Genomic DNA, 12,456 nt, shown 5'->3' with positions numbered 1-12,456 from the left:
TTCCAGGGTCTGCGCGCGTCGCTTCGCTCCTTGCTCCGCCCTGGAATGACGAGGTTCAGGAGCCTTCAGCTCATCGCCGGCGTTTGCGCCGACTTACCCCAAACGGACGTTGATGGCCTTGCCCGACAAGCCTGCAATCTTTCAAAATCACTGTGTTGAGGAACTAGCTGCGACGCAGCCTATTGGCTATTTGTGGCAAGAACAGCCTCGACGTTCTGCCGGTGAACGGCTTCGTATGGCGCGAAATATTCGGTCGCGGTCATGGCGAAAATATCGGCGCCGAAGGTCCTTAGATCCTGCCTTGCCAGGTCTGGGTCTTGCCGGCAGGCAAGCAGCTTTCGGACATAGGCCTCGGTCGCCGCGATGAAGCTTCTGTCATAGCCGCCGGCTTCGATTGCCTCGAAGGAACCGTGGTTGGGCAGGATCCGATCGAACTGCCAGCCGGCCATGCGCTCGAGGTCGATCAGATGTTCGCTCAAACGCTCCGGTTCCGACACATAGGTGACGGAGTCCTCCAGCGTGTCGCCTGCCAGAAGCAGGCCAGCCTCGGGCATCAGCAACACCGTGCCGTCATGGCTGTGGATCTCGACCTGGCGCAGTTCGATCGCGATCGCTCCGACCGTCAGGCTAAGGCTGTCCTCGAAAATCCTGTTGGGCAGCACCAGTGGCTTGATCGGTGGATTGCCGCCCTCGATGTCGGCCCGGCCGCGTTCGAGTGCCGAGGCGGTGAGGCGGTTGGCGATGATCTCGCAATCCTTAAACACCTCGTTGCCGGCGATATGGTCGTCATGCCAGTGGCTGAGCACGACGCGTATCGAGGTCACGCCCATCTCCTCAAGGGTTAGCCGGATGAGGCGGGCATGGGGCAGGGAGATGTGCGTGTCATAGACGAGCGCCTGCGATCCATCGACGATCGCATAGGTGCAGATGCCGAGCGTGTAAGCGCCGTCGTCGAGCCAATTCGGCTCGTGCGACCAGATGCGAACGCCATCGACACGGCCATCATAGAAGCCGAGCAGATTCGGCGCCGGATGGATCAGCCGCATCGTCGAACCGAGAGAAAGCTTGGTCATCCGGCTGCTCCTGAGTGCTGCGAGCTCAGCCAAGCAACTGGCCGAGACGGTCGATCTCCTGAGTCGTGGTTGCGAAGCTGGCGACGAAGCGGTAGATCGCTTCATTGTCGCCGAGATGCCCGTCAAAACCCTGCGGCACGCCCCATTCGTAGAATTTGGCGCCGGCCGCTTGCAGCTTTTCCGCTGTGGCACGACCGAGGATGGCGAACACCTCGTTGGCCTGCGGCAGCCAGGCGAGCCTGCCGGCCGGCGCATCCTCGATCGTTTCGGCCAGGTGTGCTGCCATCTGATTGGCGTGGCCCGCCATCCTCAACCACAATTCGTCGGTGAAATAGGCCTCGAACTGGGCCGAGATGAAGCGGGCCTTGGAGAAGGTCTGCCCGGCGCGCTGGCGCAACAGACGCGAATCCTTGCCGACATCCGGATTGAGGATCACCACCGCGTCGGCCATCCAGCAGCCATTCTTGGTGCCGCCGAAGGAGATCAGGTCGACGCCGCTCTTCCAGGTCATTTCGGCCGGGCTGACGCCGGTCGCGGCAATCGCATTGGCGAAGCGCGCGCCGTCCATGTGCAGCGGCAGCTTGTGGCGGCGGCTGACCTCGGCGATGGCCTTGACGTCGTCGGCGCTGTAGACCGTGCCGACCTCGGTCGCCTGGGTGACGGTGACCGCCATCGGCTGGCCGGCAGGGGCCAGATCCTGCGAATAGCGCTTGATGGCCCGGTCGAGAGCCTCCGGGTTCATCCGCCCCAGCGGTCCCGGCACCGGCGCCATGCGTGCGCCGCCGGTGTAGAAACCCATCGCGCCGAACTCGTCGACATTCATATGCGCTTCGGAATGGCAAAGCGCGATGCCGCCGATGCGGTTCAACGCGGCCATCGAAAGCGCGTTAGCCGCCGTACCGGTCGCGACGAAGAAGACCTGCACCTCGCGCTCGAAGATCTCGCTGAAGCGGCGATAGACGGCGCGGTCCAGATCGCCGTCGCCATAGGCTGTCGAAACGCCCGCGGCATGGCGCGACAGGTTGGCCGAAATGTCGGGGTGAACGCCCGCCCAGTTGTCGGATGCAAAGAACATCGAGAGGTCCATGTCATGATTGGCAAAAGCGGCGGGACTTGACCGCTTCGGCAGTCGAAGCGCAAGGGCCAACGCTTCGCAAAGTGGTGAAGCCAGCCGCAGGTCCGGAAGGCCCGGACCAAAGCTTGCGTTTGCGGCGCCTGTCACGAAATTTTGTGTCGCGACGCCGCCAAGTTTTTTGTGAATCGGTCTTGTGTGGTCGCCGGATTTCTGCCATAAAAAATTTAGGACAGTAGTGCTGTCTTATTTTGTCGCACAAAACAGGCTGGACTGGCGTATCATTGCTGCCATTCCGGCCATTGTCGCGAGCGGCGGGTAGACGGCCCGGCTCTGGCCTGTACGATACCGGATGCGAACCGGGCGTATAGCCGTATGGTTCGATGGATTTCGCAAGACGTGCAGCAGGATGAAGGGGAAGCATTCTCGCTTCCCAAGGCAAACCAGCGCCCTGAGACGGTCGGGGCTAAGGTGGAGAACGGAGGATAGGACGATGACGGAACTGACGCTATCTGCGATCAACGGCCAGGCCGCGCAGACGAAAGCGACAGCCGTTAAAAATACCGTCCTGACCAAAGAACTGCGAACTGCCAACGGCATGGCAGCGCAGGGCCTCTATGATCCGCGCAACGAGCATGACGCCTGCGGCGTCGGCTTCATCGCCAACATGAAGGGCGTGAAGTCGCACCAGATCGTCGAGGACGGTCTGGCGATGCTGGAAAACCTCACCCACCGCGGCGCCGTCGGCGCCGATCCGCTGGTCGGCGACGGCGCCGGCGTGCTGGTGCAGATCCCGGACGGCTTCTTCCGCGAGGAAATGGCCGCCAAGGGCGTCGAACTGCCGCCGGCAGGCCAATACGGCGTCGGCCACTGGTTCATGCCGCAGGACGCAGCGCTGCGCGCCCATATCGAAGAGATCATCGCCGAATCGGCGCAGTCGGAAGGCCTGCCGCTCATCGGTTTCCGCGACGTGCCGGTCGACAATTCGTCGCTGTCAAAGGCGCCGGGCATCGTCGCGTCGGAGCCGTTCCATCGGCAGGTGTTCATCGGCCGCACCGCCGACATTCCGGACGACGAAGAGTACGAGGCGCGGCTTTACCTGCTGCGCAAGGTGATCTCGGGCCGCATCTACGCCGAGAACGACAACAAGGACATCGGCGCCTATTGCGTGTCGCTGTCGGCGCGCACCGTCGTCTACAAGGGCATGTTCCTGGCCTACCAGGTCGGCGCCTATTACAAGGACCTCAAGGACCCGCGCTTCGAAACGGCGCTGATCCTCGTCCACCAGCGCTTCTCGACCAATACCTTCCCGTCGTGGAAGCTGGCGCATCCCTACCGCATGGTCGCGCATAATGGCGAGATCAATACCGTGCGCGGCAACAACAACTGGATGGCGGCGCGCCAGGCCTCGGTCGATTCCGAGCTGTTCGGCAACAACATCTCGAAGCTCTGGCCGATCTCCTATGAGGGACAGTCGGACACGGCGTGCTTCGACAACGCGCTCGAGTTCCTGTTCCAGGGCGGCTATTCGCTCAGCCACGCCATGATGATGCTGATCCCGGAAGCCTGGGCCGGCAACAAGCTCATGGACGCCGACCGCAAGGCTTTCTACGAGTACCACGCGGCGCTCATGGAGCCGTGGGACGGACCGGCGGCGGTGGTCTTCACCGACGGCCGCCAGATCGGCGCGACGCTCGACCGCAACGGCCTGCGCCCGGCTCGCTACATCGTCACCGATGACGACCGCGTCATCATGGCTTCGGAAGCCGGCGTGCTGCCGGTGCCGGAGGAAAAGATCGTGCAGAAGTGGCGGCTGCAGCCCGGCCGCATGCTGCTCATCGATCTCGCCAAGGGCCGCATCGTCTCCGATGAGGAGATCAAGTCGGAGATCGCGACCAGGCACCCCTACAAGACCTGGCTCGCCAATACGCAGCTCATCCTCGAAGACCTGAAGCCGGTCGAGCCGCGCGCGCTGCGCAAGGATGTCAGCCTGCTCGATCGCCAGCAGTCCTTCGGCTACACGCAGGAAGACACCAAGCTTCTGATGGCGCCGATGGCCACCACCGGCCAGGAAGCGGTCGGCTCGATGGGCACCGACACGCCGATCTCGGCGATGTCGGACAAGTCGAAGCTGCTCTACACCTATTTCAAGCAAAACTTCGCCCAGGTCACCAACCCGCCGATCGACCCGATCCGCGAGGAGCTGGTGATGAGCCTGGTGTCGTTCATCGGCCCGCGGCCGAACATCTTCGACCTGGTCGGCACGTCGCGCCGCAAGCGACTCGAAGTGCGCCAGCCGATCCTGACCAATGGCGATCTGGAGAAGATCCGCTCCATCGGCCATACCGAGGACCGGTTCGACACCAAGACGATCGACATCACCTACGGCTCGAACGAGGGTGCGGCCGGCATGCAGGGCGCCATCGACCGGCTCTGCGAGCGGGCCGAGGCGGCGGTCGCCGGCGGCTATAACATCATCATCCTGTCCGACCGCCAGGTCGGGCCGGACCGCATTGCCATTCCGTCGCTGCTGGCCACCGCCGCCGTGCACCATCACCTGATCCGCAAGGGCCTGCGCACCTCGGTCGGGCTTGTGGTGGAATCCGGCGAGCCGCGCGAAGTGCATCACTTCTGCTGCCTCGCCGGCTACGGCGCCGAGGCGATCAACCCCTATCTCGCCTTCGACACGCTGCTCGACATGCACAAGCGTGGCGAGCTGCCGGAAGAAGTCGACGAATACGAGGTGGTCTCGCGCTACATCAAGTCGATCGGCAAGGGCATCCTCAAGGTGATGTCCAAGATGGGCATCTCGACCTACCAGTCCTATTGCGGCGCGCAGATCTTCGACGCCATCGGGCTGAAGTCGGACTTCGTGCAGCAGTATTTCACTGGCACCGCGACGCTGATCGAAGGCGTCGGCCTGGACGAGATCGCCACCGAGACGCTCAGCCGCCACAGCGATGCCTTCGGCAGCGATCCGGTGCTGCGCAACAACCTCGAGGTCGGCGGCGAATACATGTTCCGCATGCGCGGCGAGGCGCATATGTGGTCGCCAGACGCGGTGGCCAGCCTGCAGCACGCGGTGCGGCAGGGCTCGTGGGACACGTTCAAGGACTATTCGGCGCAGATCGACAGCGCGACCGCGCGCGCCCAGACCATTCGCGGCCTGTTCAAGATCAAGCTGGCGGACGAGACCGGGCGCAAGAAGGTTTCGATCGACGAGGTCATGCCGGCGGCCGAGATCGTCAAGCGTTTCTCGACCGGGGCGATGTCGTTCGGCTCGATTTCGCGGGAGGCGCATACCACGCTGGCGCGCGCCATGAACGCCATCGGCGGCAAGTCCAACACCGGCGAGGGCGGCGAAGAGGCCGACCGCTATCTGCCGCTGCCCGGCGGCGGCAAGAATCCGGAACGATCGGCGATCAAGCAGGTCGCCTCGGGGCGCTTCGGCGTAACGGCGGAGTACCTCGTCAATTCCGATATGATGCAGATCAAGGTGGCGCAGGGCGCCAAGCCCGGCGAGGGCGGTCAGCTGCCCGGGCACAAGGTCGATGCGACCATCGCCAAGGTCAGGCACTCGACGCCCGGCGTCGGCCTGATCTCGCCGCCGCCGCATCACGACATCTATTCGATCGAGGATCTGGCGCAGCTGATCTACGACCTGAAGAACGTCAATCCGGCGGCCGACGTCTCGGTCAAGCTGGTGTCGGAAGTCGGCGTCGGCACGGTCGCGGCGGGTGTCGCCAAGGCGCGCGCCGACCACATCACCATCTCCGGCTATGACGGCGGCACCGGCGCTTCGCCGCTGACCTCGCTCAAGCATGCCGGCAGTCCGTGGGAAATGGGCCTCGCCGAAACGCACCAGACGTTGGTGCTCAACGGCCTGCGCTCTCGCGTGGCGCTGCAGGTCGATGGCGGATTGCGCACCGGGCGCGACGTCATCATCGGCGCGCTGCTCGGCGCCGACGAGTTCGGCTTCTCGACCGCGCCGCTGATCGCGGCCGGCTGCATCATGATGCGCAAGTGCCACCTCAACACCTGCCCGGTGGGCGTGGCGACGCAGGACCCGGTGCTGCGCAAGCGCTTCAAGGGCACGCCCGAGCATGTCATCAACTTCTTCTTCTACGTGGCGGAAGAGGTGCGGGCGCTGCTCGCCGAAATGGGCTACACCCATCTCGACCAGATCATCGGCGACAGCGATCTTCTGGAAAAGCGCGACGTCATCCAGCACTGGAAGGCGCGTGGGCTCGACTTCTCGAAGATGTTCTTCAAGCCGGACGCGCCGCATGAGGCGCTGCACTGGACCGAGCGGCAGAAGCATCCGATCGACGACGTGCTCGACCGCAAGCTGATCGAGCTGGCCAAGCCGGCGCTCGAAGCCAAGCAGCCCGTCACCATCGAGCTGCCGATCCGCAATGTCGACCGCTCGGCGGGCGCGATGCTGTCGGGCGAAGTCGCCAAGCGCTTCAAGCACAAGGGGCTGCGCGACGATACGATCACCGTCAAGCTCACCGGCACGGCGGGGCAGTCCTTCGGCGCCTTCCTGGCGCGCGGCGTTTCCTTCGATCTGGTCGGCGCCGGCAACGACTATGTCGGCAAGGGCCTGTCGGGCGGCCGCCTCGTCATCCGCCCGCCGGAAGAGGCTAGAATCGTCGCGGCTGAATCGATCATCGTCGGCAACACGGTGCTCTATGGCGCCACCGAGGGCGAGGCCTATTTCGCCGGCGTCGCCGGCGAGCGCTTCGCGGTGCGCAACTCCGGCGTCGTCACCGTCGTCGAAGGCGTCGGCGACCACGGCTGCGAATACATGACCGGCGGCATCGTCGTCGTCATCGGCAAGACCGGGCGCAACTTCGCCGCCGGCATGTCGGGCGGCGTCGCCTATGTGCTGGACGAGAAGGGCGATTTCGCCGAACGCTGCAACATGGCGATGGTCGAACTCGAGCCGGTCCCGGAAGAGGACGACCTGATGGAAAAACTGCTCCATCACGGCGGCGACCTCGACCACAAGGGCCGCGTCGACGTCTCCGGCGACATGACCAGCCATGACGAGGAACGGCTCTACCAGCTGATCTCGAACCACGTGCATTTCACCGGTTCGGTGCGCGGCCGCGAGATCCTCGACGACTGGCAGAATTTTAGGCCGAAATTCCGAAAAATCATGCCGGTGGAATACCGCCGCGCGCTGATCGAGATGGAACGCATGCGCATGAGCGTGGCGGCGGAATAGTTTTTGGCATGGCCGGGAAGACGACTTCCCGGCCGGCATCCTCACCAACAATCCTGACCCCGAGAGCATGACCCCGAAAAGTGGGAACCGGTTTTCGGCGAAGGTCATGCTCCAACAAGGTGCGGTTGCCATGGCAGCCTTAAGGGGTTAACGGGTGCGCGACAAAAAGCGTGCCTTCGGACAGCAGGGACTGGACTATGGGCAAGGTAACAGGCTTTCTCGAGATCGACCGGCAGGTGCACAAGTACCAGCCTGCCTCGGACCGCATCCGGCATTTCCGCGAATTCACGCTGCCAATGTCGGACAAGGAGGTCGAGAAACAGGCTGCGCGCTGCATGGATTGCGGCATTCCGTTCTGCCACGGGCCGACCGGCTGTCCGATCCACAACCAGATCCCCGATTGGAACGACCTCGTCTACAATGGCGACTGGGACAATGCGATCCGCAACCTGCATTCGACCAACAATTTCCCGGAATTCACCGGCCGCATCTGCCCGGCGCCTTGCGAGGAAGCCTGCACGCTGAACCTCGAGGACATTCCGGTCGCCATCAAGACGGTCGAGCAGGCGATCGCCGACAAGGCCTACGAAACCGGCCATATCCGGCCCTATCCGCCGGAGCGGAAGACCGGCAAGCGGGTCGCCGTCATCGGCTCCGGTCCGGCCGGCATGGCGGCGGCGCAGCAGCTCGGTCGCGCCGGCCACGACGTGCATGTCTATGAGCGCGAAAGCCGTCCCGGCGGACTGATGCGCTACGGCATTCCGGACTTCAAGATCGAGAAGCACTATATCGACCGGCGCATCGAGCAGATGCAGGGCGAGGGGGTGACCTTCCATTGCGGCGTCAATGTCGGCGTCGACATGAAGGTGACCGACCTGCTCGCCGAATTCGACGCCGTGCTCTATTGCGGCGGTTCGGAAACCCCGCGTCCGGCCGGCATTCCGGGCAGCGACCTCAGCGGCGTCTACGACGCCATGCCTTACCTGGTGCAGCAGAACCGCCGCGTCGGCGGCGAGCCGATCCAGTCGGTGGCGTGGCCCTCGCACCCGATCATCGCCGGCGGCCAGCATGTCGTCGTCGTCGGCGGCGGCGATACCGCGTCCGACTGCATCGGCACCGCCTTCCGCCAGGGCGCGGTGCGCGTGACCCAGCTCGACATCCGTCCGCAGCCGCCGGAGAAGGAAGACAAGCTCTCGGTATGGCCCTATTGGGCGACCAAGATGCGCACGTCCTCCTCGCAGGCCGAGGGCGCCGAGCGCGAGTTCCAGGTGGCGACGCTAGAGTTCATCGGCGAGGAAGGCCAGCTGACCGGTGTGCGCTGCTGCGAGGTCGATGACAGGCGCAAGCCGATCGCCGGCACCGAGTTCGTCATCCGCGCCGATCTCGCCTTCATCGCCATCGGCTTCGCCGGCCCGGCGAGCGACAGCCTGATGAAGGAGCTCGACGGGGAGATCAAGGTCGTCACCGACAGCCGCCGCTCGAATAATGTCGAGGCCAACGACCGCGACTACAGGACCAGCGTCGACAAGCTCTATGCCGCCGGCGACGTGCGCCGCGGCCAGTCGCTGGTGGTCTGGGCGATTCGCGAGGGCCGCCAGGCGGCGCGCTCGATCGACGAGGCGCTGATGGGATCGACGGTGCTGCCGCGCTGAAGCGGCGATTTGCGGCTAACGAACCGCAACCTTGGTGACTCACCGTTTCCATGAAACGGTGAGACGCCTTAGCTGGTCAGCAGCTCTATCGCCCAATAGAGGCCGACGGCCATCTGGACCGCAAACGCCGAAAATCGAGCCTTGACGGCGGCCGGACTTGTCGACGTCAAATGAATGGCCGACTGCACCAGCCGCGCGCCGAGAAACCAATATGCGAGCGGGTCGGTAATCGAGGCGCGCGCACTCATCATGGCCAGGGCCATGAGACCTCCGAATATGGGAAGGCCTTCGATGCAATTGGCGTGGGCGCGCGCCAGCCGCTGCAAGAAGGGCGAAAGACCGGCGTTGTCCGGCGCGAATCCATTTGCCGGAACGCGGCCGCTCACCACAAGATACGTGCGCAGGATTTCCATCCATATGAGCAGTAAGAGGGTCCAAGTCACGAACCCAAGCAAGGCATAGCCTGTTGCCGACATATTCGTCCCCCGACTTTGACTTCGGCCAAAATCCAATAATGCCATTGTTCGGCTAGGCGCGAAATTGCCGCTGGAGTGGTTCACCGTTTCATGAAAACGGCGAACGGCCCTATCCTTTTGTTTTTACGCAATTCCGGACGGAAGGCTACGGCGAAGTCGCCGAGCCCAACCGCTCACACTTTTCCTGAATTGCTCCACGCAGGAACGTCGGTCAAGGAGTTGCCGGCGTCGCGCCAGACTCGACAGCCGCCGTCGCCGGCGGCTTAGGCGGCCAGGAAAAATCGTCGGCGCGGCCGGGCGAGGCGGCCGCCGCCTTGCCTTCGACGACCAGTTTTTCACCCGGCAGGTTCGGATCGGCTCTGGCTGGCTGCGCGGCGCCGAGCAGTTCGGTGCCGCCGTCGAGCGACGGGTCGCCGAGCAGCATCGGCGCGGTGCGGTCGACGATGACGGGTGCGGCGGCCGGCTTCGGCGCCTCGACCGGAGCGCCGGCGGGCGCCGACACAGTGGTGACGCTTCCCGGCGCCGCCAGGCCCAGGATCTTGGCCAACGGCTTTTCCGTGTAGAAGGCGAGTTTGCGCTTGCCGGCCTTGGTGACGTTGATGCCGTCATCGGAACGCAGGCGGGCCGGCTGGCCATTGATGTCCGGACCGGAGGTGACGAATGCGCCGTTCTCATCGACGAAGCCGTCCCATACGTCGACAAATTCGCCGCCATGGCTTTGAGCGACCGAATGGTAGATGTCGTTGAAGGCGAGCATGTCGGAGTTCATCTTCGACACACCGAAAGCCGGCATGCCGACCCACAGGAATGGCACCTTGGCGTCCTGTATAGCCTTGCCGAGCGCATCGGTGCGGCGCTCATATTCCTTGGTCCAGTTCTCCGAGCGCGGCTGCTCGCGCACGTCGCCGACCTTCATCTGCTGCCGGTCGTTGGAACCCAGCATGAGGATCACCGCCGCCGGTTTTTCGCTTTCGATCAGGGATTTTATCTGGGCTGGCCAATTGTAGACATCGTCACGAACGAAGCCGGACGAGCCGTTGGCGCGGGAAACGATCCTGACGGCAGGGTTGTCGGCAAAGGCCGTGTCCAGGCCCTCCGCCAGCCCGCTCGCCAGAAAATCGCCGACCACCAGGACGGTCCGGGCGTCGTTCGTCTTCTCGACGATCGGCGTCTCCGGCTCCGCCGGCGGGCGCGGCTTGGGTTTCTTCTTCGGCTTCGGCCTAGCTTTCTGGATTTCCAGCGGGGGCTCGACGCGTTCGCTGCGGCGTGGGAACAGAAGGTCGCGCAACGACCAGCCGCGGCTTTCCTCCTGCGCGAATGCCGGCGCGTGGAAGGCGCCGGCCGCGGTGACGACAAGCACGGCGAGAGCCAGAATCAGGATCGGCGCCCGGCGAATGCCCTGCCTGATACGCGCGACCGAAACCAAACACCTCTCCATCCCTTGGCGCGTGGCTCAAACGCCACGCGCAGGTATGAAGCGCTACAGCATCCGTGCCGTCTTTGAACGGACGCCTGGCGCTTCCGCGGGTTCTACTTTTTTCGGAGCCATTTGAGCACTTCCATGCTCGGATAGCCATCCTGGTTCAGGCCGACCTTGGCCTGGTAGGCCATGATGGCGGCTTTCGAGCCGTCGCCGATCTTGCCGTCGAACTTGCCGTCATAATAGCCGTGCTCGGAAAGCCGCTTCTGCAGCTCCTGCCGCTCCTCGAAGCTGAGCTTCGTGAAAGGCCGCTGCCAGTCCTGCACCAGGCCGGTGCCGCCGGCGATCTCGTCGGCCAGAAGGCCGACGGCCAAAGCGTATTTGTCGGCATTGTTGTAAGCCTTGATGACCGAGAAATTCCTGATCATCAGGAAGGCCGGGCCGCCCCGACCGTCCGGCACTTTCAGCGTCGCCTTGTCGGTCAGGTTCTTGAACGGCTTGCCGTTGGCCCTGGCGACGCCGAGCGACTGCCATTGGGCGATCGTCTTTGCTCCGCCGGGCAGCTTGCCGGCTGGTATGGTCACTTCATAGCCCCAGGTCTTGCCAGCCTGCCAGCCGTTCTTCTTCAAAAGGTTGGCGGAGGTCGCCAGCGCGTCGGGGATCGAATTCCAGATGTCACGCTTGCCGTTGCCGTCCATGTCCACCGCGTAGCGCTGATAGCTGGTCGGGATGAACTGGGTCTGGCCCATGGCGCCGGCCCAGGAGCCCATCAGATGGCTCTCGTCGATGTCGCCGGTCTGCAGGATCTTCAAGGCAGCGATCAACTGGGTGCGGGCATATTTCGAGCGCTTCGCGTCGCCATAGGCCAGCGTGGAAAGCGAACGGATGACGTTGCGCATGATGTCGTCGCGCTTGAGGATCTCGCCATAGTTCGTTTCCATCGACCAGATGGCCAGAAGGATGTTGCGGTCGACACCGAACCGCGCCTCGATGCGATCGAGCCACGGCTTCCATTTCTTCGCCATCGCCTGGCCGTTGGCCACCGACTGGTCATGCACGCGGTTGTCGAAATAGTCCCAGGCGGGCGCGCTGAACTCCGGCTGGGTACGGGCCTTTTCCAGCACGACCGGGTCGGGCTCGATGCCTCGCATAGCCTGGTCGTAGATGGCGCCCGAAACACCGCCCGCGACCGCCGTGGCGCGGAAGCCGGCGACCCACTGGCGGAACCCGGCATCGGCGAAAGCGGGTCCGGCAGGCATCAGCAAGGCCAGCGTGAGGCCGGCGGCGGTCGCCAGTGCCGTCAGGCGCCTTGCGGTGTTGCGAACGGACATCATTTCCTCCTTCGTCAGATCAGGAAGGATCATTCAACGCCGAACCGGGTTAGTATTTAGTTTACCATAGGTGCCGCCGGGAACGAAAATAAGGGATCGGGGCTTTAGTTCTACGTTCACCGCTCGCTCGTTAATCCAGCATTCCGGCGTGAAAATGAATTCCAGCGTGAAAATGGAATTCCGGCATGAAAATCTCGGGGGG

7 protein-coding genes are annotated in these 12,456 nt (G+C 63.9%); 2 read left to right on the top strand and 5 right to left on the bottom strand.

What is annotated here, in order from left to right; genetic code table 11:
• Positions 1-179 precede the first annotated feature (179 nt).
• Positions 180-1,073, bottom strand: coding sequence for an MBL fold metallo-hydrolase (locus RFM52_RS11330; protein WP_320293108.1), 894 nt, complete (start codon positions 1,071-1,073; stop codon positions 180-182).
• A 25-nt stretch (positions 1,074-1,098) separates the two neighbouring features.
• Positions 1,099-2,148 carry a threonine aldolase family protein gene (locus RFM52_RS11325; RefSeq protein ID WP_320293109.1) on the bottom strand — a complete coding sequence of 350 codons (1,050 nt, stop codon included), beginning with the start codon at positions 2,146-2,148 and terminating at the stop codon, positions 1,099-1,101.
• A 490-nt stretch (positions 2,149-2,638) separates the two neighbouring features.
• Between RFM52_RS11325 and gltB the strand changes: the two genes are divergently transcribed.
• Together gltB and RFM52_RS11315 are read left to right on the top strand one after the other, a co-directional pair.
• On the top strand, positions 2,639-7,375 hold the full coding sequence (gene gltB, locus RFM52_RS11320; RefSeq protein ID WP_320293110.1) for a glutamate synthase large subunit: 4,737 nt from the start codon (positions 2,639-2,641) through the stop codon (positions 7,373-7,375).
• A 197-nt stretch (positions 7,376-7,572) separates the two neighbouring features.
• Positions 7,573-9,027 carry a glutamate synthase subunit beta gene (locus RFM52_RS11315; RefSeq protein WP_320293111.1) on the top strand — a complete coding sequence of 485 codons (1,455 nt, stop codon included), beginning with the start codon at positions 7,573-7,575 and terminating at the stop codon, positions 9,025-9,027.
• Positions 9,028-9,095: 68 nt separating this feature from the next.
• On the opposite strand, the gene RFM52_RS11310 is transcribed toward RFM52_RS11315, so the two are convergent.
• The 3 genes from RFM52_RS11310 to RFM52_RS11300 all read right to left on the bottom strand — a co-directional run bounded on the left by RFM52_RS11310 (position 9,096) and on the right by RFM52_RS11300 (position 12,254).
• Positions 9,096-9,503 carry an MAPEG family protein gene (locus tag RFM52_RS11310; protein WP_320293112.1) on the bottom strand — a complete coding sequence of 136 codons (408 nt, stop codon included), beginning with the start codon at positions 9,501-9,503 and terminating at the stop codon, positions 9,096-9,098.
• Between the two features lie 211 nt (positions 9,504-9,714).
• The gene (locus RFM52_RS11305) at positions 9,715-10,929 is read right to left on the bottom strand and encodes an SGNH/GDSL hydrolase family protein (protein WP_320293113.1); all 1,215 of its coding nucleotides are present in this window, start codon (positions 10,927-10,929) and stop codon (positions 9,715-9,717) included.
• A gap of 104 nt (positions 10,930-11,033) precedes the next feature.
• Positions 11,034-12,254 carry a lytic murein transglycosylase gene (locus RFM52_RS11300; protein ID WP_320293114.1) on the bottom strand — a complete coding sequence of 407 codons (1,221 nt, stop codon included), beginning with the start codon at positions 12,252-12,254 and terminating at the stop codon, positions 11,034-11,036.
• Between the last annotated feature and the right edge of the window lie 202 nt (positions 12,255-12,456).

This window comes from Mesorhizobium humile (genome assembly GCF_033977215.1).
Taxonomy (GTDB): domain Bacteria; phylum Pseudomonadota; class Alphaproteobacteria; order Rhizobiales; family Rhizobiaceae; genus Mesorhizobium; species Mesorhizobium humile.
This window is presented reverse-complemented; position numbering and strand designations above follow the sequence as displayed.